This is a genomic window from Pseudomonas asiatica (assembly GCF_009932335.1).
In the GTDB taxonomy this organism is placed as follows: domain Bacteria; phylum Pseudomonadota; class Gammaproteobacteria; order Pseudomonadales; family Pseudomonadaceae; genus Aquipseudomonas; species Aquipseudomonas asiatica.
Genome location: NZ_BLJF01000001.1, coordinates 1,335,733 through 1,361,851, shown reverse-complemented (window position 1 = coordinate 1,361,851; position 26,119 = coordinate 1,335,733). Strand labels below are relative to the sequence as shown.

Here is a 26,119-nt window from a genome sequence, read left to right as displayed (position 1 = left end):
TTGGTTAGCCGTCTTTACTCGACGCTTGCGAAGCTTCTTCTTCTAAAGCTTTCTCAGCCTTCTGAAGAGCAACCTGATCCAAATGATTAAACATCGTTGCAAGATTCTTCTTGATCAAGAACAACGTAAGCGTGAGAAATAGCAGGGTGACGACCACAAAGAAAATACATACAAAAGTTGTAAAAATCGTAGAAAAAAGACCCAAAGTAAGCTGTGAAACCGAGGTGATAAAGCTGCACGAGATAGTGTAGAAAAGGATATTGCTCAATCTGCGCAACGGATAGAACAATGGCACTGACTTCCCTGGACCAGACAGCTTATAACTATCTCTCCACTCCTTTTCGTAGCCCGCGGTATCGAAAACCTCTTTCTTCATATTAACAATGATAAAAGTTTTCGCGGACATCAAAAAACCACCAAGGGCCAAAAAGCCAGTAAAAAAGCTTGCCCTTAAATTAGAGGAATAAAACTCAAATATTTTTGCTGTGGTGCCCGCCTCCACCAACAAAAAATCGACAGCATGGTGCGGAGTTGACGCAACACAGACTGCACCGATATACATTGTTACGGTTATCAGCATGGCTACGAGAGCTATGCCAATTTCCTTATTATGATTTAGCGACAGTTTTCGAGAAGACATGCGAATATTCCTTTTCGATTTTGTGCTTGAGAGACTTGAATAAAGCGCATCCTTTCAAGTTATCAAGCTGAAAACCACCTAGCCCAAGCATATAGGAATTATAGTCAATTTCACCATAATTTACAGGGATGTTCATGATTTTCAACGACAAAGGTTCATCTTCGTCGTCCAAAACTTCAACTCTAGCTGTTCTCTCTCGCACCATCGGCATCATCAAGCTAATGCCCTGGATAATACGCGACTTGTCCACCCCAGCATCAAACCTTACTTGATGAACGGACTTAGTTACCAGGCCTTGAAGAGGCACTGCGTCATTAAGATGCGATTCGACCGAGGCCACCTCATATTTAAATGAGCGAATATCTTTGTAAGCATCTAGCACTTTTTCAATGTCGCGCTCCTGAACGAGCATTTGAAACTGCAGGCCGTGGAAGAACTTGCTATTAATCGCGGCCACCTGCTTTTTCGGCGCGTTATCACCAAGAGCCTTTAACTGCTTTTCCTTCTCGAAAATCAGCCCCCTCCGGTACATTGACGTCATCATCGATGCAAAGTTCGGAAGAGTACAGGCACCAAAGTGGTGCTGATACAGGCCAAATCCATTCTTTTTATTGATTATAAAAAAATTGAATTCTGCTATCTTTTCCAATTGTGCCAGACTGGTTATCTTCACAGACAGGCCATTTTTACCGCTAACCAAAGACGCGTATTGACGCTGATTCTTTATAGTAATAACAACGCCGTAAAAAAAAGCACTATCAGAGTCCAGAATAACCTCTCTATTATTTCCAGAACTCATCGGGAAAGAGAGATTTTGGCCAACTATCGACTGAAAAAAATCTTTGAAATCAATGTAGCTATTATCAGTAGAAAATGAAAAACCATAATTTTTTACTATATACATCTTGACTCACATCCCTGTTGCACACGTAACAGATTAGCTGGGCGCGCGTACATTACAACACCACGCGCATGATTCCAATGGGCCATCACTGAAATCGCCACACGCCTTCTGTCTGGCCACCGACGATGACAGGTGGGTGGGTGGGTGGGTGGGTGGTTTTGCAAATATTTTGCAAAAGTTTTGCAAAAGCAAAAAGGGCGACCCTCTCGGATCGCCCTTCAAGTGCCCGGAAACCTGGGCTTTCGTTTGGTAGGCACAATTGGACTCGAACCAACGACCCCCACCATGTCAAGGTGGTGCTCTAACCAACTGAGCTATGTGCCTGTCGTGTGGTGCGCATTCTACCCATTCCAAAAACCCTGTCAACACTTTTTTTCGCGCTAACCTACTGAATCTTAAACTCTTTATAGAAAAGTGCGCTGGCGGGGACCGAGTAAAGGATTTTCAACGGACGACTAGCGGGTGTTTATTATTATTGATAGCATCGGTACATTCGTTAAAAATATAAAACACGAGGTTCCTGCAGCATGGCTAACACCCCCTACCCCCAGTCCTACTACGCCGCCTCGGCCAACCCGGTGCCGCCACGTCCGGCGCTGCAGGGTGAGGTGGAAACCGATGTGTGCATCATCGGCGCCGGCTACACCGGTCTGTCCAGCGCCCTGTTCCTGCTGGAGAACGGCTTCAAGGTGAGCATCGTCGAAGCAGCCAAGGTCGGCTTCGGCGCATCGGGCCGCAACGGCGGCCAGATCGTCAACAGCTACAGCCGCGACATCGACGTCATCGAGCGCACCGTCGGCCCCAAGCAGGCCCAACTGCTGGGCCACATGGCCTTCGAAGGCGGGCGCATCATTCGTGAGCGCGTGGCCAAGTACAACATCCAGTGCGACCTGAAGGACGGTGGCGTGTTCGCTGCCCTCACCAGCAAGCAGATGGGCCACCTGGAGTCGCAAAAGCGCCTGTGGGAACGCTTCGGCCACAACCAGCTGGAGCTGATGGACCAGAAGCGCATCCGCGAAGTGGTCGCCTGCGACAACTATGTGGGCGGCATGCTGGACATGAGCGGCGGCCACATCCACCCGCTGAACCTGGCCCTGGGCGAAGCCGCTGCGGTCGAGTCGCTGGGCGGCATCATCTATGAGCAAACCCCGGCCGTACGCATCGAGCGCGGCGCCAACCCGGTGGTGCACACCCCGCAGGGCAAGGTCCGCGCCAAGTTCATCATCGTCGCCGGCAACGCCTACCTGGGCAACCTGGTGCCGGAGCTGGCCAGCAAGTCCATGCCATGCGGCACCCAGGTGATCACCACCGAACCGCTGGGCGACGAACTGGCGCGCACCCTGCTGCCGCAGGACTACTGCGTCGAGGATTGCAACTACCTGCTCGACTACTACCGCCTGACCAGCGACAAGCGCCTGATCTTCGGTGGTGGCGTGGTGTACGGCGCGCGTGACCCGGCCAACATCGAGGCGATCATCCGTCCGAAGATGCTCAAGGCCTTCCCGCAACTGAAAAACGTAAAGATCGACTACGCCTGGACCGGCAACTTCCTGCTGACCCTGTCGCGTCTGCCACAGGTTGGCCGTATCGGCGACAATATCTACTACTCCCAGGGCTGCTCGGGTCACGGCGTGACCTACACCCACCTGGCGGGCAAGGTGCTGGCCGAGGCCATGCGTGGCCAGGCCGAGCGTTTCGACGCCTTCGCCGGCCTGCCGCACTACCCGTTCCCGGGTGGCCAGATGCTGCGCGTGCCGTTCAGCGCCATTGGGGCCTGGTACTACAGCCTGCGCGATCGCCTGGGCTTCTGATGTAGGCAGGCTTGGCCTCTTCGCGGGCACGCCCGCTCCTACAGGATTTGTGCTGGTTGCACGGTCCCTGTGGGAGCGGGCGTGCCCGCGAAAGGGCCGGTACAGACAAAGCTATTTGTTCAGGCTACTCACAGCCTGCTTCGCCGCAATCTCCTGCCCCGCCCGGGCCAGTTCATCGGCAGCCTGCAACCAGCGCTGGCGGTCCACCTGGGCTGGCAGCTGCCGAGGTGGCTGCACCAGCACCGCCCAGCTCCCAAGCTTCGCCCACGCCGAGGCAAAGTCATCGAACGCCATCAACTGCCGCCGGTGCATGCCCGAGCGCAACAGCACCCGCTGCTTGTAGCGGTCGTAGCCGATCAGCACGGCGTAGCGTGGCTCGCTCCACCAGGCCGAACCATCCTCGTAACGCAGCAGCACCGGGTTGCCCGCCGCCACCTGGGTCAACAGCGCGTCCAACTGCTTGTCCAGCGGATACACCACCATGCCGTAGTCGCGCGCCACCCGGGGGATGCCGGTGTCCAGGGCCTCGGCGCCCTGCGGCAGGTTCAGCGGCTTGTCCAGCAGCCCCGGCGTGATCGGAGCCCCCTGTTGCGACAGCACCGCCGCCAATGCCATGGCCCCGCTGTGGTTGGCGTTGCCACGGTAGAACGGCACGCTGCTGATCTCGACCCGCTGCGGCAGGCCCTTGAGGTTGCCGGAGGGTGCGCTGGCGCAACCGGCCAGGCTGGCTGCAACCAGGCAGGCAGCCAGCAGCCGACGAGGGATGGTCTTGAAGGAAGGTTGCTGCATGGACACTCGCTTGCTCCAACGCCGGGCAGGCAGCGCCCGGCTCTGGCCACCGATCATAGGTCGGACAGCGGCGCGGGTATAGTCCGACACCGCTTAGGAGCAAATCGGACCAAGCAATAGACCTTTGGTCAATGGAACGTCACAGGCGAAAGACTAGACTAAAGCAGTGTCTGGAAGGCCAGCGTCGGCGACCGAGCGCGGCCCGTAGAGATGGAGGCACAGATGAGCCTGACCATGGCAATCCTCATGCTGGTTGGCATGTGGCTGAGCGTTGCAGCCGCCATGCTATGGGGTGTACTGCGTATCGTGCGGCGTCATTCCCACCACCACCTGCCACCGCAGGCCCCCGCCAAGCCACAGCCTGTGCGCCGGTCGCGGCGGCATGCCGGGGTGCACTGACTACAGATTTTCCCTACCCCCATTCGCGGGCTTGCCCGCTCCCACTGGGGCCGCGTAGCTATCTGGCTGACGCGGCACCTGTGGGAGCGGGCAAGCCCGCGAATGGGGCGCGAGCGCCCCGCATTTTTTACATCAACCTTCAGCCGCCTCACGCTTCAACCGCGCCCGACGGGCCAGGATGTTGAGGATCTCGATTGCCGTCGAGAAGGCCATGGCCGCGTACACATAGCCTTTCGGTACATGGGCGCCGAAACCTTCGGCGATCAGCGTCATGCCGATCATGATCAGGAAGCCCAGGGCCAGCATCACCACGGTCGGGTTGTCGTTGATGAAGTTGGCCAACGGGTCGGCGGCCACCATCATGACGATCACGGCAGTGATAACGGCAATGATCATGATAGGCAGGTGCTCGGTCATGCCCACGGCGGTGATGATGCTGTCGACCGAGAAGACGATGTCCAGCAGCAGGATCTGGAAGATCGCCGCGGCAAAGCCCAGGGTAACCGTCGACGACACCTTGGCTTCTTCCTTGGCCCCGTGCGGGTCGACGTTCTCGTGGATTTCCTTGGTCGCCTTCCACAGCAGGAACAGGCCACCGGCAATCAGGATCACGTCCTTCCAGGAGAAGGCATTGCCGAATACTTCAAACACCGGGTCCGTCAGCTGGACGATCCAGGCCACCGTGCTGAGCAAGGCCAGGCGCATGACCAGGGCCATGCTGATACCGATACGGCGCGCCTTGGAGCGGTACTCCACCGGCAGCTTGTTGGTCAGGATGGAGATGAAAATCAGGTTGTCGATGCCCAGCACGACTTCCATGGCCACCAGCGTAGCCAGGGCAACCCAGGCGGTAGGGCTAGCGACGAGTTCCAGCAAGTATTCCATTGTTCAAATCCTGCAGCAGCGGTTGGGGGTCAGATTTCCTGGGTGTCTTCTTTGTTGTCGGCGTCCTTGGGCTTTTGCCCTTCGCTGCCGATGGCCTCGCTCAACGCCTGCTGTGCGGCCTTGTTGGTGTCGTCGATGGCCTGCTTGGCCGACTGTGCGGCCTGGTCGAGCATCTGCTGGGCGGATTTCTCGGCCTGCTCGCAACCGGCCAGGGTGAACAGGGCCAAGGCCAGCACCAGCGGCGTGCCGATGGATTTTAGTTGCAGCATGGGTTCCTCGCTTTTCATGTTCCGGCGGCGCACACGGCGCCTGATGGAGTCGCATTCTAAAGAGCGCAACACATCCGGAAAATTCGTATTTTCAGCGGTTATACTTCGGTTTTTACGAATCCGGAACGATACCGATGCTCAACTATCGGCAGTTGCACTACTTCTGGGCCGTGGCCAAGACCGGCAGCATCGCCCGCGCCAGCGAACAGTTGAACCTGACCCCGCAAACCATCAGCGGTCAGATCAGCCTGTTCGAGCAGACCTATGGCCTGGAGTTGTTCCAGCGCGTGGGGCGCCAGCTGGAACTGACCGAAACCGGGCGCCAGACGCTGATCTATGCCGAGCAGATGTTCCAGCTGGGAAGCGAACTGGAGGCCATGCTGCGGGCCGGCCCGCAGGAGCAGATCCTGTTCCGCGTGGGTGTGGCGGACGTGGTGCCCAAGTCCATCGTCTACCGCCTGCTGGCACCGACCATGGAGCTGGACGACGTGCTGCGTATCAACTGCCGCGAAGACAAGCTCGAACGGCTGCTCGCCGACCTGGCGATCCAGCGCCTGGACCTGGTGATTTCTGACAGCCCCATGCCCAGCCACCTGGACATCAAGGGTTATAGCCAGAAACTGGGCGAGTGTGGGTTGAGCTTCTTCGCCACCCCGGCGCTGGCACAACGCCTGGAAGGCCCCTTCCCCGCCTGCCTGCAGGATGCGCCATTGCTTATCCCCGGGCAGGAAACCGTGGTACGCAGCCGCCTGCTGCGCTGGCTGGGTGAGCAGCAGGTGCAGCCACGAATCGTGGGCGAGTTCGATGACAGTGCCTTGATGCAGGCATTCGGGCAGTCGGGCAGCGGCATCTTCGTCGCGCCCAGCGTGATCGCCGAGGAAGTGTGCCGCCAATATGGCGTGGAGCTTATCGGGCAGACCGAGGCGGTGCACGAGTCGTTCTATGCCATTTCGGTGGAGCGCAAGGTCAAGCACCCGGGGATCGTGGCGATTACCGAGGGGGCACGACGAGAGTTGTTTCACTGGTAGCAGGCAGAATTGACGCCCCCGCGTTTCAATGGTCATATGCCCGCCAGTTTCAGGTGCCCTGCGCCGCCGCGCGCAGGGTGAAACGGGAAGCCGGTGCGTCGTGTTGCCCACGACAAGTCCGGCGCTGCCCCCGCAACGGTAAGCGAGCGAACCCTTCGAGATACCACTGTGCACTTGCATGGGAAGGTGAAGGTTTCATGCCCCTCGCAAGCCCGGAGACCGGCCTGGAGCTTCACTTGGCAACCCGCGGTGGGCGGGCGCAGGCCGGTATCCGTGCGTGCGCCTGCGTGCACGGTGCGCCTTTGCGTGTTTTCCACCGGGATCCATTCATTCCTGCAGTAGTGGAACGACATGTCCCGTATTTTCAAGCTTCCCCCCCTGGCGGCCTGCCTGGCCGTTTCCCTGCCGGCCCTGGCCGATGACCTCGAGCGACAACCACTGGCCCTGCCTTCCACGGCCATCACCGACACGCTCGACAGCCACGCCATCGACCTGGCCACACCGACCCAGGCTGGTTCGCGCCTGGGCCTCAGCGCCCTGGAGACACCGGCCAGCACCAGCAGCATCAGCGCCGAGCAGATCCAGCAGCGCAACAACCTCACCGTGCAGGACGCGGTGAGCCGCTCAGCGGGCATCAGCTACATCGGCTCCCCGGGCGACGGCGGCACGGGGCTGTCCGCCCGCGGCTTTACCGGGCACGGCTCGGTGATGACCTTGTTCGACGGCGCACGCCTGTACACCGGTGCCGGCACCCAGACGTTCCCGGTCGACCCGTGGATGGTCGAGCGCATCGATGTCATTCGCGGCCCGGCTTCGGTGCTGTATGGCGAAGGCGCCACCGGGGCGGTGGTCAACGTGATCCCGAAAAAGCCGTTTGCCGGCGAGGTACGCAACCACCTGCGCCTGGGCTACGGTTCGTGGGACCGCCAGCAGCTCGGCCTGGACAGCGGCGGCAGCCTCGGTGAGCGCCTGAGCTACCGCCTGGCCCTGAACCAGCAAACCGGTAACGGTTGGGTCGACCGCACCCCGTCACGCAGCCTGGCGCTGAGCGCCGCGCTGCGCTTCGATGCCAGCGACGACCTCAGCTTCACCCTCGCTCACGACCGTGGCGATGCGCAGCCTGCCAACTACTACGGCACCCCGCTGATCGACGGCCACTACCGCAGCAGCCTGCGCAAGAAGAACTACAACGTGCAGGACGACGTGCAGCACTACGTCGATGAATGGACCCGCCTGAATACCGACTGGACGTTGAACGACCACCTCAGCGCCAGCAACCAGCTTTACTACATCAAGAGCCGCCGTCACTGGCGCAATGCCGAGGAATACAGCTGGGATGCCGGGCGCCAGCAGCTGCTGCGCGGCAGCTATCTGCAGATCAAGCACAACCAGGAACAGTTCGGCGACCGACAGGCCTTCACCCTCGACCACAGGCTGTTTGGCCTGGCCAGCAAGACCGTGGTCGGCGCCGAGTACAACAAGGTCCGCTTCAACGTCGACAGCAACGCGCCCTACAACGATGTGGGCGGTGACTACGTCGAGCCTTGGCAGCCACAACCGGGTTGGTTCCACAGCGCCTCGCCTCTGCGCCCGCAAACGCTCTCTACCACCCACACCTTTGCCCTGTTTGCCGAAAACCGCCTGCAGTTGAGCGATCGCCTGTCGCTGGTCACCGGCGTGCGCCGCGACCAGAACCACATCGACCAGGAAAAACTGACCACCGACAGCCGCAGCGACCGCAGCCTGCAAGGCGGCAACTGGCGTGCCGGGCTGGTGTTCGCGGTCAGCGACGACCTGTCGCTGTATGGCCAGTACTCCACCAGCGAGGATGGGGTCGACAACCTCATCAGCCTCAGCGCCAACCAGATGCACTACGACCTGACCGAGGCCAGGCAGACCGAAGTGGGCCTGAAGCAGCGCTTCTGGGAAGGGCGTGGCGAATGGACATTGGCGGCCTACCACATCGTCAAGAAGAAGCTGCTGGTGGATGACCCGGTCACCCACGAGAAGCAACAGGCTGGCCAGCAGACGTCCGACGGCCTGGAGGCAACCCTGGAACTGGCGCTGGCGCACCAGTGGCAGGTGTCGGCCAACGCGGCGATCGTGCGCGCAAGGTACGACGACTTCGACGAAATGGTCGGCGGTGTGGCGCAGGATCGTGCGGGCAATCGCCCGGCCAATGTCCCGCGGCGTACCGCCAACCTGTGGCTGAGCAAAGGCTTCGGCCAGCGGCTGGAGGCCGGCATTGGCGCGCGTTATGTGGACGAGCGCTATGCCAATACCGCCAACACCCAGAGCGCCCCCGGCTACACCGTGGTCGATGCCGACATCGGCTGGCAGGTGTTGCCGGATGTGCGGCTGGGGTTGCAGTTGAACAACCTGTTCGACCGTGAGTATGTGCAGTCGGCGTTCAGTGGCCAGCAGTGGCTGATGGGGATGCCACGGTCGTACTTTGCGACGGTGGATTACAGCTTCTGATCTGAACTGCCTGCACCGGCCTCTTCGCGGGCTTGCCCGCTCCCACAGGAGTACCGCTGCCCTCAGGCCCGATGAGAAACCTTTGTAGGAGCAGCCTTGTGCTGCGAAGAGGCCATAACTGCCACAGAAAAGCTTCTGTCATGCCGCCCCCTTCGCAGCACAAGGCTGCTCCTACAGGTCCGCTGGGTAGCCGCGAAGAGATCGCTCAACACAGAAACCACTACCCGACGCCGAACAAATAGTTATAAGATAACGTTTCAGTTGACATCCATTCCTATCAGCGACCTCCCATGACAAGCGCCAGCGCCAACCCCACCCTGGTCACCCAGCGCCTGCAGAGCATCGACGCCCTGCGCGGCCTGGTAATCCTGTTCATGCTCCTGGACCACGTTCGTGAAACCTACTTCCTGCACCGCCAGGTCAGTGACCCGATGGCCATTGATACCACCGAGCCCACGCTGTTCTTCAGCCGCACCCTGGCCCACCTGTGCGCGCCGGTGTTCGTCTTGCTGACCGGCCTTTCAGCCTGGCTGTACGGCGAGAAACACCAGGGCCGCGGCGATGTCTCGGCGTTCCTGTTCAAGCGTGGTCTGTTCCTGGTGGTGCTGGAGTTCACCCTGGTCAACTTCGCCTGGACCTTCCAGCTGCCGCCCAGCGTCATCTACCTGCAAGTGATCTGGGCCATCGGCGTGAGCATGATCGCCCTGTCGTTGCTGGTGTGGTTGCCACGTGCCGCCCTGATCGCGGTGGGCGCAATCATCATCGCCGGCCACAACCTGCTCGATGGCCTGCACTTCGGCGTCGAATCCGCCCTGCACGTGCCATGGGCGATCCTGCATGACCGGGGCTGGCTGGAGTTCTCCGAAAACCTGCGCCTGCGCACCTCCTACCCGGTGCTGCCGTGGATCGGGGTCATCGCCCTGGGCTACGGCCTGGGCCCTTGGTTCGCCCGTGCCAGCGAGGCCGGCCAGCGTCAGCATCGCCTGCTGCTGGCCGGGCTGATCGCGCTGCTGGGCTTTGTCGTGCTGCGCCTGGTCAACGGCTACGGCGAGGCGCCGTGGAGCGTTTACCCGACCGTCACGCAAACCCTGATGAGCTTCTTCAACATCACCAAGTACCCGCCATCGCTGCTGTTCCTGGCCCTGACCCTGGGCTGTGGCCTGCTGTTGCTGCGCGCCTTCGAACGCGCCGGCCAGGCCCGCTGGATCAGTGCCCTGGCGGTGTTCGGCGCGGCACCGATGTTCTTCTACCTGCTGCACCTGTATGTGCTGAAGCTGCTGTACCTGGCCAGCGTGGCGCTGTTCGGCCGCAACCATGGTGACTACTTCGGCTTCGATGGCATCGCCGCGGTGTGGCTGGGGGCAGTGCTGCTGGCAGTTTCGCTGTACCTGCCGGTGCGCTGGTTCGCCCGCCTGAAGGCGCGGCGGCGCGACATCACCTGGCTGAAGTACTTCTGAAAAGCGTTTTCACCCGGCGGCACGATGGTCTACCATGCCGGCCGCCGGTTTCCACCACGGAATCAATAGGGAATCCCAGGCCCGCCAATTCGGGCCAAACGGAACTGCCCCCGCAACTGTAGGTGCCGAGCCTGCTCCATCAATGCCACTGGGCCACGAACCCGGGAAGGCCGGAGCCAGGCCATGACGCACCAGTCAGGAGACCTGCCGGCCCACATTCACCAACCGGCGGGGTGTCCGGGATTGGCCATCAGTGTTGCCCCTGCCGCCAGCTGGGGCTCGGCGATGCCTGTCCGTGCGTTCCTCACCCGAACTGTCCGATAGGAGATCGCCCAGCATGCTGCCCCGTTTTGCCACCCTGCTCGCCGGCCTCGGCCTTACCGGCCTGGCCCAGGCTGCTGCCACCCACTACCCGCTGACGGTCGACAACTGCGGCAAGCCGCAAACCTTCGCCCAGGCGCCGCAACGCGCGGTCACCATTGGCCAGGCCAGTACCGAGATGCTCTACGCGCTGGGGCTGGGCGACAAACTGGCGGCCACCTCGCTGTGGTTCAACAATGTGCTGCCCGAGTACCAGGTACAGAACGCCAAGGTGCCGCGCCTGGCCGACAACGAGCCCAGCTTCGAGGCGGTAGTGGGCAAGCGCCCGCAACTGGTGACGGTGCAGTTCGAATGGATGGTCGGTGCCCAGGGGGCGGTCGCCACCCGCGAACAGTTCGATGAACTGGGCATCCCCACCTACCTGCTGCCATCGGACTGCGAAGGCAAGGACAACCTGGTGGGTGCCGACGGTACTCGCCTGCAGGCGTTTCAGGTCGACACCCTCTACAAGAGCGTCAGCCAGCTGGCGGCAATCTTCGACGTGCAGGACCGTGGCACAGCCCTGAATGCCGAGCTCAGAGGCCGCCTGGACAGTGCCAAGGCGCAACTGGCCGACAAGGACCTGTCCGCCACCTCGGCGCTGTTCTGGTTCTCCAGCGCCGATCTGCACATCGACCCCTATGTGGCGGGCCGTCAGGGGGTCGCCGATTTCATGCTGCGCACCCTTGGCGTGCGCAACGTGGTCGAGTCCAGCGAAGAATGGCCGACCGTAGGCTGGGAAACTCTGGCCAAGGCCAACCCCACCTGGCTGATCATTGCCCGCATGGACCGCCGCCGCTACCCCGCCGACGACTACCAGAAGAAGCTGGCATTCCTGCGTAGCGACCCGGTAACGCGCAACATGGACGCGGTGAAGCACGACCGCATCATCATCCTCGACGCCGACGCCATGCAGGCCGGCATTCGCTTGTTCAGCGGCCTGCAGACGCTGGCCGCCGCCTTCGCCAGCGGCAAAGCAGCCCAGTGATGATGCGCCTGCTACCCTGCATCGCCGTTGCCCTGGCCGCCCTGTTGGCGGCCCTGCTGGCCGGCACCGCCATCGGCGAAACCAACCTGTCGCCCGGCGTGGTCGGCCAGGTACTGGCCAACCACCTGTGGCAGGCCGGCTACCCGGTCGACCCGATCGACGCCGGCATCGTCTGGAACTACCGCCTGCCCCGCACCCTGGTTGCCGCGGCCTGCGGCGCCGGCCTGGCCACCTGCGGCGTGATCCTCCAGGCACTGTTGCGCAACCCGTTGGCCGAGCCTTACCTGCTGGGCCTGTCTGCCGGCGCCTCGACCGGTGCGGTGCTGGTGGGCCTGCTGGGCTTCGGCAGCCTGGCGTTGAGCATGTCCGGCGGCGCGTTCATCGGTGCCCTGGCAGCGTTCGCTTTGGTACTGTTGCTGGCCCGGGCAGCCGGCCCCAGCAGCAACAATGCCCAGGTGATCCTTGCCGGGATCGCCGGCTCGCAACTGTTCAACGCCCTTACCGCCTTCCTCATCACCATGTCGGCCACCGCCGAGCAGGCGCGCGGCATCCTGTTCTGGCTGCTGGGCAACCTCAGTGGCGTACGTTGGCCTTCGGTGTGGCTGGCCGTGCCAGTTGTACTGTTCGGGCTGTTGGTGTGCCTGTGGCATCGCCGTGCCTTGGATGCCTTCACCTTCGGTGCCGACTCGGCGGCGTCGCTGGGCATCCCGGTGTGGCGTACCCAGTTGCTGCTGATCAGCTGCGCGGCGCTGGTGACCGCGGTGATGGTGTCCATCGTCGGCGCCATCGGTTTTGTCGGGCTGGTGATCCCCCATGCCCTGCGCCTGCTGCTCGGCCCCGGGCACAGCCGCCTGCTGCCCGCCAGCGCACTGGGCGGGGCACTGTTCCTGATTGCCGCCGACATCCTGTCGCGCATCTTGATCCCTGGCCAGGTGATCCCCGTGGGCGTAGTCACAGCGCTGCTCGGCGCACCGGTCTTCGCGCTGATCCTGGTCAGCCGCCGGGGGCGCCCATGACGGTCATGACGGCGCTACAGCTGGCCCCCTTGAGTTGCCAGCACCTGGGGCTGCAACTGGCCGGCAATACCGTGCTCAGCGATATCGAACTGAGCGTTGTCGCCGGTGAAACCCTGGGCGTCGTCGGCCCCAACGGTTCCGGCAAGTCCTCGCTGCTGAAGGTGCTGGCCGGGCTGCGCAAGCCAGGCAACGGCAGCGTGCAGTTGCTGGGCGAACCGCTGGCACGGTTGCCCCGCCGCCGTGTCGCCCAGGCCTTGGCGCTGGTCGAACAGCAGGCCGACACCCTCGATGCGATCAGCGTGTTCGATGCCGTTGCCCTGGGCCGTACCCCCTGGCTGTCGGCGCTGGCGCCGTTCTCCGGGGAAGACCGCGCGATCGTCGAGCAGGCTCTGGCCGACCTCGACGCTTTGCACCTGCGCGCACGCCTTTGGGGGTCGCTGTCCGGGGGCGAGCGCCAGCGGGTGCACATCGCCCGAGCCCTGGCACAGCGGCCGCAGGTGCTGCTGCTGGACGAGCCGACCAACCACCTGGATATCCAGCACCAGCTGAGCCTGTTGCAACAGGTGCAGGCCCTGCCGGTGACCACCCTGGTGGCCCTGCACGACCTCAATCAGGCGCTCACCTGCGACCGCGTCGCGGTGCTCGACAAAGGCCGCCTGGTCGCCCTCGGCAAACCGCTGGAGGTGCTCACCCCCGAGCGCCTGCTGAACACTTTCGGCGTGCGCGCCCACTACCTCATCGACCCCTTCGACGGCGCGCACATCCTGCGTTTGCGCGCCCCCTGAACAGGAAGTTCTGCCCATGCCGCGCCCTGTCGCCCTGCTGCTCGCCAGCGCCCTGCTCGCGCCCCCTGCGCTGGCCGACTCCGCCCAGTCGCAAAGCAACGGTTTTGTCGAGGATGGCCGCTGGAGCCTGCTCAACCGCAGCGTATTCGACCAACGCGACTACAAGCATGGCGGGCGCAACAGTGCCGGGCGCAACGCCTACAAGCCACGCAATGAACGTAGCGGCAAGGCCGAGGAATGGGCCTATGGCCTGATGGGCACCTTCCGGTCCGGTTTCACCCAGGGGCTGATCGGTGTCGGGGTCGACGCCCACGCCTACCTGGGCGTGCAACTCGACAGCGGCGGCGGGCGCGTGGGCAAGGCACGCTTGCTCGGGGTGGATAACGAGGGGCACCCGAAGAACGAATACAGCCGTGCCGGCGCGGCATTGAAACTGCGCGTGTCCAATACCGTGCTGTCCTACGGCGAGCAACGGGTCAAGACCCCGGTGTTCAGTTCATCCGATAGCCGCCTGCTACCCGAGACAGCGACCGGGTTCTTCCTTGACAGCACCGAGTTCGACCACCTCAGGCTGGTGGCCGGGCACTTCAACGAAAACGCCGACCGCAATGCTTCCAGCCACGATCAAGGCTTCGTGGTGAACTACTCCAATGGCCGCCAAGGCAACAGCTTCGACCTGGCCGGCGTGGTGTGGAACCCCGGCGCCGCCTTCAGCGGTAGCCTGTACACCTCACGTTACCAGGACAGCTGGAACCAGCATTACCTGGGCAGCACCCTAAGCCATGCCCTGGATGAGCGACGCAGCCTCACCCTCGACCTCAACCTGTACCGCACCACCGACACCGGCAAGGCGCTGTCCGGGCGCATCGACAACACCACCTGGAGCCTTGTCTCGCGTTACGACCATGGGCCGCACGGTTTCAGCCTGGGCTGGCAGCAGGTGGACGGCAACACACCGTTCGACTACGTGACGCGAGGGGCGATCTTCATTGCCAACGCGGTGCAGATGTCGGACTTCAACGCGCCGAACGAAAAGTCGTGGCAGGCGCGCTATGACCTGAACATGGGCGCCTACGGCGTGCCGGGGTTGAACCTGACGGCGTTGTACGTGCGCGGGTTCGATATCGACGGCAGCCATGTCGACCCTGCGGGAGGGTATGCCTACCTGGGGTATGGCAAGGGGGGCAAGCATTGGGAGCGCGACCTGGAGGCACGCTATGTGGTGCAGAGCGGCAAGGCCAAAGGCACCACGTTTTCGCTGCGGCATAACGTGCATCGGGGCAATACGGCACAGGCGGAGCTGGATGGGGACCAGATACGCTTGGCGGTGGAATGGCCGTTGGGGGGTGGGTTCTGATGTTTCGCGTTGCCTGAATGGGGCTGCATTGCAGCCCATCGCGACACAAGGCCGCTCCTACAGGGGATTCGCGCAAAGATCCGGCCAGGCGCGCTCCCTGTAGGACCGGCCTTGTGTCGCGATGGGCCGCACAGCGGCCCCCAAAATCCATCAGGCGACCACAACTGCCGTATAATCGGCAGCACTCACTGCCCAACCAGGCCACACCATGCCTCGCCTCCAGAAGTTGCTGTTGCCCCTGCTGCTGACTGCAGCCCTCACCGCCTGCGACCAGAAACCCTCCCGCGAAGAACAGATCCTGGCCCAGCTGCCGCTGCAGGATGCCTACACGCACAACATCGAGCGCATGGCCGCGCTGCTCGGCCGCACGCACCCGCAGCTGTCGCAGGCGACCATCCAGGGCGTGCTGCGCAAGCACCTGACGGTCGAGGACCAGCGCCAGGACCTGTTCCGCCTGTACAGCGAAAAGAACTTCAGCGATGCCGAGTTCGCCACCATCGTCGAGGCAACCCGGGACCCGGCGAAGGCCCGCGCCCTGGAAGACACCGAGGCCGGCAAACGCCTGAGCGAGAAGCTCACTGCCCTGATGCGCGAATCGGCCCGCGACGCAAAGGTGCAGGCCTTGGCGCAGCAGCGCATGCAACAGGTTGAAGACGAGCTGGACGCGCTGGAAAACGCAGGCTCCTGAACGCAGTTCCCCACTGCGCCCATAACGCGTAATGTTGCCCACATTTCGTAGCCGGTTTTTGATCACTCGAGGTCAGGATTGCCACACACCAAGCACGGACTGCGCCTGGATCTACGCACACTCATTCTGGTGCTTTGCGCCCTTACCGCCGTGGTGATGCTGTGCGCCAGCTATTTCGCCAGCTACCGGGTGCAACGCCAGTTGCTGATCGACCACGCCCTGGAAGCCAACCGGGTGTATGCGATGAAGCTGGCCAGCATTACCGAGACTTTTATCGACAACGCCTTGCAACAGCTGTCGTTCAGCGCGGGCGTGCAAGGCCGCCAGCTGGGTGACGCCGTCGCCCTGCAGGCGGAGGCCGAGCGTGTCCTGAGCCAGAGCATGGCCTTCAATTCCACGTTCGTGATCGATGCAAACGGGGTGCTGCTGGCGATTTCTCCCGCCCCCTTGCGGCACCTGGTCGGCAAGCACATGCATTCTCCCGGTGTCCAGGAAGCGCTACAGGCGCGCCGCCCACTGGTGTCGACGCCCTACATTTCGGCGGCCAACAACCTGGTGGTGGCGCTGTCGCAACCCATTTACGACAGCAACGGCCGCTACCTGGGGTATGTCGGCGGCAGCCTGTACCTGCGTGAACGCAACATTCTCAACAGCCTGCTGGGCGAGCATTTCTACAAGGACGGTTCCTACCTGTACGTGGTCGACCGCAACCGCCGTCTGCTGTACCACCCCGACAGTCAGCGGGTGGGTACGGTGGTTGAGGGCAATGCACTGATCGACCAGCTGGCGGGCCTGGGCAATGGTACCCGGCAATTGACCAACAGCCTCGGCGTGGAAATGCTCGCCGGATACGCCACCGTGCCCAGCGCCGGTTGGGGCGTGGTGGCGCAGCAGCCGCTGACCCAGACGGTGATGCCACTGAGCCATCTGATCCTCAACGTGGTCGGCACCTCCGCGCCGTTGGCACTCGTGGGCAGCATGCTGCTGTGGTGGCTGGCCATGACCATCGCTCGGCCGCTGTGGCAGCTGGCCGCCGGTGCCCGCTCGATGGATCGGGCCGGCACTGCCGAACGCCTGCATCGGGTACCGGCCTGGTATTTCGAGGCGGCCGAGTTGAAGCGCGCGCTGCTCTTCGGGCTGAACCTGCTGCATGAACGTATCGGTCGGCTCAACCGCGACGCCCAGACCGACCCGCTGACCGGCCTGGGCAACCGCCGCAGCCTGGAGTTCAGCCTGTCGCTGCTGGAAGCCGAAGGCCGGGCGTTTGCGGCCATCGTGCTGGATGTCGACCATTTCAAGCGGGTAAACGACTGCCACGGGCACGAGGTGGGTGACCAGGTGTTGCGCCGGTTGGCGGAGCTGATGCGCCGCTGCTGCCGCGAGGGTGACCTGCTGTGCCGCACCGGCGGCGAGGAGTTCCTGATGCTGCTGCCAGGGGCTAGCCTGGACGTTGCGGCAGCGGTGGCCGAGCGGCTGCGGCTTACGGTGCAGGATACGCCGGTGGAGCCGGTGGGCGCGGTGACGGTGTCGCTGGGGGTGGCGCATTGGGATGGCGAGGCCGAGAGCGAACCGGGGGATGCGTTCAGCGAGGCTGACCGGGCGCTTTACCGGGCCAAGCAGGAGGGGCGCAATCGGGTGGTTGTTGCCTGAGCGCCCTTGCTTGCCTGTTCCGGCCCTTTCGCGGGCATGCCCGCGAAAGGGCCGGAACAAACAATAATGAATGGGCAGGTTGTAACATTCATTGTCATGAAACTGTCTTGTTCCAGTCATAGGATTGACCCCAACCTGACATTTTCACTTCATGGATGAACGTCTGATGCGTCGTGTGGTTTTCAATCAGAAAGGTGGCGTCGGCAAGTCCAGCATCGCCTGCAACCTGGCCGCAGCCAGTGCCGCCGAAGGCTATCGGACCTTGCTGGTTGACCTCGACCCGCAGGCGAATGCCACCTACTACCTGACCGGGCTGGTCAATGACGCCATTCCTTCCGGCATCGCCGATTTCTTCCGCCAGACCTTGTCGCCGGTCACCGCTGCCGGCAAGAAGCACCGGGTGGCGATCACCGAGACCCGCTACCGCAACCTGCACCTGGTCACCGCCAGCCCCGACCTCAGCGACCTGCAAGGCAAGCTGGATCGCAAGTTCAAGATCAATAAGCTGCGCAAGCTGCTGGTGGAGCTGGGCGAGGACTACGAGCGGATCTACATCGACACACCACCGGCGCTCAACTTCTATACCTTCAGCGCGCTGGTAGCGGCCGAGCGGCTGTTGATTCCGTTCGACTGCGACAGTTTCTCGCGCCAGGCCCTGCGCAACGTCATGGCCGAGGTCGAAGAACTGCGCCAGGACCACAACCCGGCGCTGCTGGTGGAAGGTGTTGTGGTCAACCAGTTCGCCGGGCGCACCGCACTGCACCAGACCCTGGTCGAGCAATTGCGCAGCGAGGGCATGCCGGTGCTGCCGGTATACCTTAGCCATTCGATCAAGATGCGTGAGTCGCACCATGCCTCGGTGCCGCTGGTGCACCTGGCGCCGCGGCACAAGTTGGCGCTGGAGTTCGTCGATTTGCTGGATGTACTGGAGCGTGCGGCCTGACAGAACCCCGGGGCGCAAAGCGCCGCAAAAATATCAAGGCCGAAGCACTACCCGACCGTTCGTCCGGGTGGTAGATTCGCCGCCATGAAAACCACCCGGCACACCCGCACGCTGACCGCCTGGACGCTCTACGCCAGCGTCCTGTTCAGCCTGGTTCTGTGTGGCCTGCACCATGGCCAGATGGGTGGCCTGCGCCTGGCCGGCCTGGAAGGCGGTTTCTGCTCGATCAACAGCGAACACGGCGTAGCCATCGACCTGGAAGGCGCTGGCGGCGACCAGCACATGGCCCAGCTCGATTGCCCGGTGTGCTCCTCGTTCGGCCTGGCCGTGCCGCTCAGCAGCAGCGGCTGGTCGTTCACCCCGGCGCAAGCCGTGGCCACCTCGCCCATCGTGGTGCGCAGCTGGGCGCAACCGCCGCCGCGTTATCAGCGCCCCGCCCTCAACCCCCGCGCCTCCCCTGCCACCTTCCCCGCAGCCGTACCTCATTTCGCCTGACCTCAGCCGGGCGCGCCTGACTGTGCGCGTTCGCGGTCAGCCATGACCTTTGCGTGGAAGACACACCAACATGCTTCGCAAAACCTCCCTGGTGCTCCTCATGGGCACCTGCAACCTTGCCTGGGCGGATGCTGCCCCGGTAGAACTGAGCGCCACCACCATCGACGGTGAACGCGACGCCGCCAGCGGCGTGCAACTGGACGAGCCGATCCGCACTGGCTCGCGCCTGGGCCTCACCGCGCGGGAAACGCCAGCCTCGGTCAGCGTCTCGGACCGCCGCCTGATCGAAGAGCGCGGCGCCAAGGACAGCCAGGACGTGATCAACGCCATGACCGGCGTCAACGCCTCGGCCAACCCGGGCTTTGGCGGCTTCGTCGCCTACCGCGGCTTCACCCAGAACCAGGTCACCCAGTTGTACAACGGCATAAACCTGGGCTACAGCAGCGCCACCCGGCCAGTGGATGCCTGGGTACTCGACCGCGTCGAATTGATTGGCGGGCCGTCGTCGTTCCTGCATGGTGCCGGCGCGGTCGGCGGCTCGATCAACTACATCACCAAGTTGGCCAGCCGCGATCAGCAGACCATCGACGGCCGTATCCGCCATGGCAGCTTCGACGACAGCGAAGTGGCGTTCGGCATCAACCAGGCTCTGGCCAGCAACCCCGCCGATGCCCGCCACTTCATGCGCCTGGACTTCAGCCGCGGGCAGGGCAACGGCTACATCGACCGCAACGAACGGCACACAGACAGCCTGGCTTTTTCGTTGCTGAGCGACCTCACGCCCAACCTCACCCACACCCTGGCGCTGGAATACCAGGAAGACCGCGAAGACAGCCCTTACTGGGGCTCGCCGATCCTGCCCGGGCGCAGCACGATGAAGATCGACAACAGCCGCCGCTTCGAAAACTACAACGTCGGCGACGGGCGCTATGAGCAGCGGGTACGCTGGCTACGCTCGATCCTCGACTACCAGCTCAGCGACAGCACCAGCGTGCAGAACACGCTGTACCACTACAACGCCCAGCGCGACTACCGCAACCTCGAACGCTACAGCTACACCAGCGATGGCAAGGTACGACGCAGCAGCCCTTACCTGCAGCGCCACGACCAGAACCTGCTGGGTGACCGCATCGAGCTGCGCCACGACAACCAGTTGTTCGGCCTGGCCAGCCAGTGGTCGCTGGGGCTGGAGTACTCGCGCATGCGCCAGACCCTCTACCCCACCTCAAGCAGCTGGAGCGACGTGGTCGATGCCGAGCACTTCGCCCCCGGCAGCTTCGACGACATCCCCGGGGTGAATGCCGGCCTGACCAAGCAACGCCGTCATGAGGTGACCAACCGCGCGGTGTTTGCCGAAAACCGCCTGCAACTCACCGAACGCCTGGCCCTGCTGACCGCCCTGCGCTACGACTACCTGGACATGCAGGTGACCAACTACGGCGCGGTGACGCCAACCTCGCCGGCGTTCTTCGAACGCCGCTGGGAACCGCTTTCCGGGCGTATCGGCCTGACGTATGCGCTGACCCCGTCCGCCAGCGTCTATGCGCAGTACAGTACCTCTGCCGACCTGCCGGCAGGCTCGCTGGCGGCGGCGACCTATTCCAACGTCGGGATGTTCGACCTGTCCAAGGGCGAGCAGTGGGAAGTGGGCAGCAAGTTCGACTTTCTCGACGGGCGCGGTGCGGCCACGCTGGCGCTGTACCAGATCGTGCGCAAGGACTTTGCCGTGCGCGACTCCAACGACGCCAACCTCACGGTCCAGGCAGGGCAGCAGACCTCCCGCGGCGTCGAGCTGTCCGGGCGCCTGCAGGTGACGCCGAAGCTGCTGGCCGAGGCCAACTATGCCTATGTCGATGCGCAGTACGACGAGTTCAACGAGGCGGTCAACGGCGTGTCGGTGTCGCGCAAGGGCAACGCACCGGTGAACGTACCGGCCAACGTCGCCAACCTGTGGCTTACCTACAGCCTGACCCCGGCGTGGTCGGTGGGGGCAGACGGGCGCTACGTGGGCTCGGTGTATGCCGACAACGCCAACAGCCTCAAGGCCCCGGCGTACACCCTGTTCGGTGCGTTCGCCCGCTACCGGCTGGATGAACACACCACGCTCACCGGTCGGGTACGCAACCTGACCGACGAGGTGTATGCCAAGCAGGCCTACAACAGCCAGTACTACATGGGGCCGCCGCGCACCTTCGAACTGGCGCTGGACATGCGCTTCTGAGCGCATGGCCTGTCTTGCATGAACATCCCGGCCTGCATTGGCTCTTGTGGGAGCGGCCTTGCGTCGCGAAAGGGTCGCAGAGCGGCCCCGGCGATGTCAGTAGCGAAGCTGCAATCGAGGGGCTGCTGCGCAGCCCTTTCGCGACACAAGGCCGCTCCTACAGTGGACCGTGCCAAGCGAACAGCTCGCGGTTGAATCAGGTATCCCGAGGTCGCCCTCGACAAAGCGTCCTCCAGCACCCGGCGATCTACTGGCAAGCACAACAATGATGGCGCGGCCCGACCGCGCCACTTTCATCATGCCTGCCCATGGAACCGGAGAGCACTCGCATGCCCACACCTCACGAGGTATCCCCCGCCACCCTGCGCCGGGTGATCGCCGCCTCGGCCATCGGCAATTTCGTCGAATGGTTCGACTTCGCCGTCTACGGCTTTCTCGCAACCCTGATCGCCAGCCAGTTCTTCGCCAGCGAAGACGCCAGCGTGGCCTTGCTGAAGACCTTTGCGGTGTTCGCCGTGGCCTTCGCCCTGCGCCCGCTGGGCGGCATCGTGTTCGGCGCGCTGGGTGACCGCCTGGGGCGCAAGCGCATCCTGTCGCTGACCATCCTGCTGATGGCCGGCTCCACTACCCTCATCGGCTTGCTGCCGACCTACGCCAGCATCGGCCTGGCAGCCCCCGCGCTGCTGACCCTGGCGCGCTGCCTGCAGGGCTTTTCTGCCGGTGGCGAGTATGCCGGGGCCTGCGCCTACCTGATGGAGCACGCGCCCAACGACAAGCGCGCCTTCTATGGCAGCTTCGTGCCGGTGTCGACCTTTTCCGCCTTTGCCTGCGCGGCGGTGATCGCTTATGGCCTGGAAGCCAGCCTGTCGGCCGAGGCGATGAATGCATGGGGTTGGCGCGTTCCGTTCCTGATCGCCGCGCCGTTGGGGCTGGTCGGCCTGTACCTGCGCTGGCGCATGGAAGAAACACCGGCGTTCCGCGAAGCCATCGCCCAAGGCAAGGAGCATGAACATTCGCCGCTCAAGGAAACCCTGCGCAACCATGGCCGGGCTATCCGCAACCTGGGGGCTTTCATTTCGCTGACCGCGCTGTCGTTCTACATGTTCACCACCTACTTCGCCACCTACCTGCAACTGGTCGGCAACCTGACCCGCGCGCAATCGCTGCTGGTAACCACCGTGGCCCTGCTGTTCGCCGCAGTCGGCTGCCCGCTGGCCGGAGCGTTCTCGGACCGCGTGGGGCGACGCAAGACCATCGGCTTTACCTGCCTGTGGGTGATGCTGTGCGTGTTCCCCGCGTACTGGCTGGCCAGTTCCGGCTCGATGCCCGGTGCACTGCTGGGAGTGATCCTGCTGGCGGTGGGAGCGCTGTGCAGTGGCGTGGTCACGGCGGCATTGCTGTCGGAAAGCTTCCCCACCCGCACCCGCTATACCGCTTCGGCAATTACCTACAACGTGGCCTATACGCTGTTTGGCGGCACTGCGCCGCTGGTGGCGACCTGGCTGATCGGGCAGACCGGCAGCAGCCTGGCACCGGCGTTCTACCTGGTGGTGATTGCGCTGGTGGCTTTGGTGGGTGGTTTGGCGTTGCCGGAGACTTCGCGGATTTCGTTGCATGATGAGGCTGGGGGCGACGGTGCAAGGGCTGGGGCTCGTCGTACTGTTTGAGAATTTGGGGCCGCTTTGCGGCCCATCGCGACACAAGGCCGCTCCTACAAGGGATCGCGTCAATTTGCGGCTGATGCGGTCCCCTGTAGGAGCGGCCTTGTGTCGCGATGGGCTGCAAAGCAGCCCCAAAACGCTCACCCCTCCTGCACCTCTTCCCGCCGATACGCCCACTGATACAACGCAGGCAACACCAGCAAGGTCAGTGCGGTGGACGACAGAATCCCGCCAATCACAACGGTCGCCAGCGGCCTTTGCACCTCGGCCCCGGTCCCGGTAGCCAAGGCCATCGGGATGAACCCCAGCGACGCCACCAGTGCCGTCATCAGCACCGGCCGCAAGCGCGTCAGCGCGCCCTCCTCGACCGCTGCCCGCAGCGTGCGCCCCTCCTCCCGCAAGCTACGGATAAAGGCGATCATCACCAGCCCGTTGAGCACCGCCACCCCCGACAAGGCAATGAACCCCACGCCAGCGGATATGGACAACGGAATGTCGCGCAACCACAGCGCCAGCACCCCGCCGGTAAGGGCGAACGGGATGCCGGTGAACACCAGCAGGCCATCCCTGAGGTTGTTGAACATCATCAGCAACAGCGCCATGACCAACAGCAAGGCCACCGGCACCACCACCTGCAGGCGCTCGGCCGCCGACTGCAGCTGCTCGAACTGGCCGCCCCAGCGGGTCCAGTAACCCGGCGGTATCTGCACCTGCTGGATCAGCGTCTGTTCTGCCTCCTCGACGAACGAGCCCAGGTCACGCCCGCGCACGTTGGCACTGACCACCACCACCCGCTTGCCATCCTCGCGGCTGACCTGATTCGGCCCCAGCTGCAGGTTCAGCGTGGCTACCTGCGACAGCGGAATGAAGCCGATTTGCCCGGCACCCGCAGCAGCACTGGCCGGCACCGGAATCAGCAGGCTGGCCAGCCCGTCGACATCGGTGCGCAGGGTTTCCGAAAGGCGCACCACCATGTCGAAACGGCGGTCACCTTCGTACAGCGTACCGGCGGTGCGGCCACCCACGGCAATGGCAATGGCGTCCTGCACATCGCCCACGTTCAGGCCATGGCGGGCCGCCTTGTCGCGGTCGATATCGATGGTCAGCACCGGCAGGCCGGTAGTCTGCTCGACCTTTACCTCGGACGCGCCCGGCACGCCTTGCAGGCTGCTGGCGATCTGCGCTGCGGTGCGGTTAAGCACGTCCATGTCATCACCAAACAGCTTCACCGCCACATCGCTGCGCACCCCGGAAATCAGCTCGTTGAAGCGCAGCTGGATCGGCTGCGACAGCTCGTGGTTGCTGCCCGGCACGCTGGCGGAGGCGCGTTGTACCTCGGCGATCAGCTCATCACGCGGCTTGCCCGGGTCGCCCCATTGCTCACGCGGACGCAGCATCACATAGGCGTCGGAAATGTTCGGCGGCATCGGGTCGGAGGCGATCTCGGCGGTGCCGGTGCGGGCGAACACCCGTTCCACTTCCGGCACCTGGGCGATGATCGCCTGTTCCAGGCGCTGCTGCATGTCGACCGACTGCGACAGGCTGGTGCCCGGCACGCGCAGGGCCTGCAGGGCAAAGTCGCCTTCGCTGAGGCTGGGGATGAACTCGCTGCCCATGCGGCTGGCCATCACCCCGGACAACAACACCAAGGTAGCGGCGGCAGCGAATGCCAGCTTGCGCCGGCCCAGCACCCAGGCCAGCACCGGGGCATAGCGCTGACGCGCCGTGCGCATTACCAGGCCCTCCTCTTCCTTGACCTTGCCGGTGACGAACAGGGCAATGGCCGCCGGCACGAAGGTGACCGAGAGGATCATGGCACCAAGCAGGGCGATGACCACGGTAAAGGCCATAGGGTGGAACATCTTGCCCTCCACCCCGGTCAGGGCAAAGATCGGCAGGTACACCACCATGATGATCAGCTGGCCGTAGATCAGCGGCCGGCGCGCCTCACGGGCGGCAGCGAACACTTCATGGAAGCGCTCGGTGCGGGTCAGCATGCGGCCATGGCGTTGCTGGGCGTGGGCCAGGCGGCGGATGGCATTCTCCACGATCACCACCGCGCCGTCGACGATGATGCCGAAGTCCAGGGCGCCCAGGCTCATCAGGTTGGCGCTGACCTTGTTGCTGAACATGCCGGTGAAGGTAAACAGCATCGACAACGGAATGACCATGGCGGTGATCAATGCAGCGCGGATGTTGCCCAGGAACAGGAACAACACGGCGATGACCAGGATGGCGCCCTCGACCAGGTTCTTCTTCACCGTGGCGATGGCTTTTTCCACAAGGTTGGTGCGGTCGTACACCGTCACCGCGACCACGCCCTTGGGCAGGTTGCGGTTGATCTCCACCAGCTTGGCGGCGACCGCCTGGGCCACCGTGCGGCTGTTCTCGCCAATCAGCATGAACACCGTGCCCAGCACCACTTCCCGGCCGTTTTCGGTGGCCGCGCCCGAGCGCAGCTCTTCGCCCAGGCCGACCTGGGCAACATGGCTGACGCGGATTGGCGTGCCATCGACACTGGAGATGACGATATTGGCGATGTCCTCGGCCGACGCCACCTGGCCTGGCGCGCGAATCAGCAACTGCTCGCCATTGCGCTCGATGTAGCCGGCGCCGACGTTGGCGTTGTTGCGTTCCAGCGCCGCGATCAGGTCGTTGAGGGTGAGTTTGTAGGCCGCCAGGCGCTTGGGCTCCGGCGCAATCAGGTACTGCTTGGCATGGCCACCGATGCTGTTGACCTCGGCCACCCCGGGCACGTTGCGCAACTGCGGCTTGATGATCCAGTCCTGGATTACCCGCAAGTCGGTCGGGGTGTAGGGTGTGCCGTCTTCCTTCAGCGCGCCCTGCTCGGCTTCCACCGTCCACAGGAAGATTTCACCTAGCCCGGTGGAAATCGGCCCCATGCCCGCTTCGATGCCGGCGGGCAACTGCTCACGCGCCACTTGCAGGCGCTCGTTGACCAGTTGGCGGGCGAAGAACAGGTCGGTGCCGTCGTCGAAAATGACCGTGACCTGCGACAGGCCCGAGCGCGACAGCGAGCGGGTCTGCTTGAGCCCGGGCAGGCCGGCCATGGCGGTCTCGATGGCGAAGGTGATGCGCTGCTCGGTCTCCAGCGGCGAATAGCCAGGTGCGGCGGTATTGATCTGCACCTGGACGTTGGTGATGTCCGGTACAGCGTCGATCGGCAGTTTCTGGTAGCTGTGGATACCCACCGCGGCCATCAGGACCACGGCCAGCATCACCACCAGGCGTTGCTCGATGGCGAATTGGATCAGGCGTTCGAACATGCAGGTGT

General features: G+C 63.3%; 21 protein-coding genes, 1 tRNA gene and 2 riboswitches. Of the genes, 15 read left to right on the top strand and 7 right to left on the bottom strand.

Annotation, left to right across the window (positions count from 1 at the left end):
• Nucleotides 1-4: 4 nt before the first annotated feature.
• The 3 genes from GYA95_RS06420 to GYA95_RS06410 form a co-directional block, all read right to left on the bottom strand.
• Nucleotides 5-640 carry a hypothetical protein gene (locus tag GYA95_RS06420; RefSeq protein WP_161551337.1) on the bottom strand — a complete coding sequence of 212 codons (636 nt, stop codon included), beginning with the start codon at nucleotides 638-640 and terminating at the stop codon, nucleotides 5-7.
• The gene (locus GYA95_RS06415) at nucleotides 609-1,544 is read right to left on the bottom strand and encodes a hypothetical protein (RefSeq protein ID WP_024086680.1); all 936 of its coding nucleotides are present in this window, start codon (nucleotides 1,542-1,544) and stop codon (nucleotides 609-611) included. Before GYA95_RS06415 ends, GYA95_RS06420 begins: the two co-directional genes overlap by 32 nt.
• A gap of 247 nt (nucleotides 1,545-1,791) precedes the next feature.
• Nucleotides 1,792-1,868, bottom strand: a tRNA-Val gene (locus tag GYA95_RS06410).
• Nucleotides 1,869-2,071: 203 nt separating this feature from the next.
• Here GYA95_RS06410 and GYA95_RS06405 point away from each other — a divergent pair.
• Complete coding sequence (locus tag GYA95_RS06405) at nucleotides 2,072-3,355, top strand: NAD(P)/FAD-dependent oxidoreductase (protein ID WP_013971994.1); 1,284 nt, start codon at nucleotides 2,072-2,074, stop codon at nucleotides 3,353-3,355.
• Nucleotides 3,356-3,466: 111 nt separating this feature from the next.
• Here the strand turns inward: GYA95_RS06405 and GYA95_RS06400 are convergent, their stop codons facing one another.
• Nucleotides 3,467-4,201 carry a peptidase C39 family protein gene (locus tag GYA95_RS06400; RefSeq protein WP_013971993.1) on the bottom strand — a complete coding sequence of 245 codons (735 nt, stop codon included), beginning with the start codon at nucleotides 4,199-4,201 and terminating at the stop codon, nucleotides 3,467-3,469.
• A gap of 165 nt (nucleotides 4,202-4,366) precedes the next feature.
• Between GYA95_RS06400 and GYA95_RS27585 the strand changes: the two genes are divergently transcribed.
• A complete protein-coding gene (locus GYA95_RS27585; RefSeq protein WP_015269782.1) occupies nucleotides 4,367-4,543 on the top strand; it encodes a hypothetical protein in 177 nt (58 codons plus the stop codon).
• A 132-nt stretch (nucleotides 4,544-4,675) separates the two neighbouring features.
• On the opposite strand, the gene GYA95_RS06395 is transcribed toward GYA95_RS27585, so the two are convergent.
• Together GYA95_RS06395 and GYA95_RS06390 are read right to left on the bottom strand one after the other, a co-directional pair.
• Nucleotides 4,676-5,428 (bottom strand): TerC family protein, encoded by a 753-nt coding sequence (locus tag GYA95_RS06395; protein WP_003260907.1) that lies wholly within the window; start codon nucleotides 5,426-5,428, stop codon nucleotides 4,676-4,678.
• Nucleotides 5,429-5,457: 29 nt separating this feature from the next.
• Nucleotides 5,458-5,697 carry a hypothetical protein gene (locus tag GYA95_RS06390; RefSeq protein ID WP_015269781.1) on the bottom strand — a complete coding sequence of 80 codons (240 nt, stop codon included), beginning with the start codon at nucleotides 5,695-5,697 and terminating at the stop codon, nucleotides 5,458-5,460.
• A gap of 134 nt (nucleotides 5,698-5,831) precedes the next feature.
• Here GYA95_RS06390 and nhaR point away from each other — a divergent pair, with 134 nt between their 5' ends.
• The 13 genes from nhaR to GYA95_RS06325 all read left to right on the top strand — a co-directional run bounded on the left by nhaR (nucleotide 5,832) and on the right by GYA95_RS06325 (nucleotide 22,830).
• Complete coding sequence (gene nhaR / locus GYA95_RS06385; protein WP_015269780.1) at nucleotides 5,832-6,725, top strand: transcriptional activator NhaR; 894 nt, start codon at nucleotides 5,832-5,834, stop codon at nucleotides 6,723-6,725.
• Nucleotides 6,726-6,759: 34 nt separating this feature from the next.
• A riboswitch (cobalamin riboswitch) is annotated at nucleotides 6,760-6,967 on the top strand.
• A gap of 109 nt (nucleotides 6,968-7,076) precedes the next feature.
• Nucleotides 7,077-9,203 carry a TonB-dependent receptor gene (locus GYA95_RS06380; RefSeq protein WP_015269779.1) on the top strand — a complete coding sequence of 709 codons (2,127 nt, stop codon included), beginning with the start codon at nucleotides 7,077-7,079 and terminating at the stop codon, nucleotides 9,201-9,203.
• Between the two features lie 290 nt (nucleotides 9,204-9,493).
• Nucleotides 9,494-10,660 carry a DUF1624 domain-containing protein gene (locus GYA95_RS06375; protein ID WP_015269778.1) on the top strand — a complete coding sequence of 389 codons (1,167 nt, stop codon included), beginning with the start codon at nucleotides 9,494-9,496 and terminating at the stop codon, nucleotides 10,658-10,660.
• A 28-nt stretch (nucleotides 10,661-10,688) separates the two neighbouring features.
• Nucleotides 10,689-10,886, top strand: a riboswitch (cobalamin riboswitch).
• 111 nt (nucleotides 10,887-10,997) lie between these two features.
• Nucleotides 10,998-12,008, top strand: coding sequence for an ABC transporter substrate-binding protein (locus GYA95_RS06370; RefSeq protein WP_015269777.1), 1,011 nt, complete (start codon nucleotides 10,998-11,000; stop codon nucleotides 12,006-12,008).
• A complete protein-coding gene (locus tag GYA95_RS06365) occupies nucleotides 12,008-13,024 on the top strand; it encodes a FecCD family ABC transporter permease (protein ID WP_015269776.1) in 1,017 nt (338 codons plus the stop codon). Before GYA95_RS06370 ends, GYA95_RS06365 begins: the two co-directional genes overlap by 1 nt.
• Entirely contained in the window at nucleotides 13,021-13,809 is a 789-nt protein-coding gene (locus GYA95_RS06360; RefSeq protein WP_015269775.1) for an ABC transporter ATP-binding protein, read from the top strand. The genes GYA95_RS06365 and GYA95_RS06360 overlap by 4 nt, the downstream gene beginning before the upstream one ends.
• Nucleotides 13,810-13,825: 16 nt before the next feature.
• On the top strand, nucleotides 13,826-15,166 hold the full coding sequence (locus tag GYA95_RS06355) for an OprD family porin (protein ID WP_015269774.1): 1,341 nt from the start codon (nucleotides 13,826-13,828) through the stop codon (nucleotides 15,164-15,166).
• A 208-nt stretch (nucleotides 15,167-15,374) separates the two neighbouring features.
• A complete protein-coding gene (locus GYA95_RS06350; protein WP_003260897.1) occupies nucleotides 15,375-15,854 on the top strand; it encodes a DUF2059 domain-containing protein in 480 nt (159 codons plus the stop codon).
• Between the two features lie 78 nt (nucleotides 15,855-15,932).
• Nucleotides 15,933-17,504 (top strand): sensor domain-containing diguanylate cyclase, encoded by a 1,572-nt coding sequence (locus GYA95_RS06345; protein ID WP_015269773.1) that lies wholly within the window; start codon nucleotides 15,933-15,935, stop codon nucleotides 17,502-17,504.
• Nucleotides 17,505-17,670: 166 nt separating this feature from the next.
• Nucleotides 17,671-18,447: a ParA family protein gene (locus GYA95_RS06340; protein WP_015269772.1), complete on the top strand. Its 777-nt coding sequence runs from the start codon at nucleotides 17,671-17,673 to the stop codon at nucleotides 18,445-18,447.
• 84 nt (nucleotides 18,448-18,531) lie between these two features.
• Nucleotides 18,532-18,942 (top strand): DUF2946 family protein, encoded by a 411-nt coding sequence (locus GYA95_RS06335; RefSeq protein ID WP_013971980.1) that lies wholly within the window; start codon nucleotides 18,532-18,534, stop codon nucleotides 18,940-18,942.
• A 70-nt stretch (nucleotides 18,943-19,012) separates the two neighbouring features.
• On the top strand, nucleotides 19,013-21,163 hold the full coding sequence (locus tag GYA95_RS06330) for a TonB-dependent receptor (RefSeq protein WP_015269771.1): 2,151 nt from the start codon (nucleotides 19,013-19,015) through the stop codon (nucleotides 21,161-21,163).
• A gap of 329 nt (nucleotides 21,164-21,492) precedes the next feature.
• Nucleotides 21,493-22,830 (top strand): MFS transporter, encoded by a 1,338-nt coding sequence (locus GYA95_RS06325; RefSeq protein WP_015269770.1) that lies wholly within the window; start codon nucleotides 21,493-21,495, stop codon nucleotides 22,828-22,830.
• Between the two features lie 134 nt (nucleotides 22,831-22,964).
• Here the strand turns inward: GYA95_RS06325 and GYA95_RS06320 are convergent, their stop codons facing one another.
• On the bottom strand, nucleotides 22,965-26,111 hold the full coding sequence (locus GYA95_RS06320) for an efflux RND transporter permease subunit (RefSeq protein WP_015269769.1): 3,147 nt from the start codon (nucleotides 26,109-26,111) through the stop codon (nucleotides 22,965-22,967).
• Nucleotides 26,112-26,119: the final 8 nt, after the last annotated feature.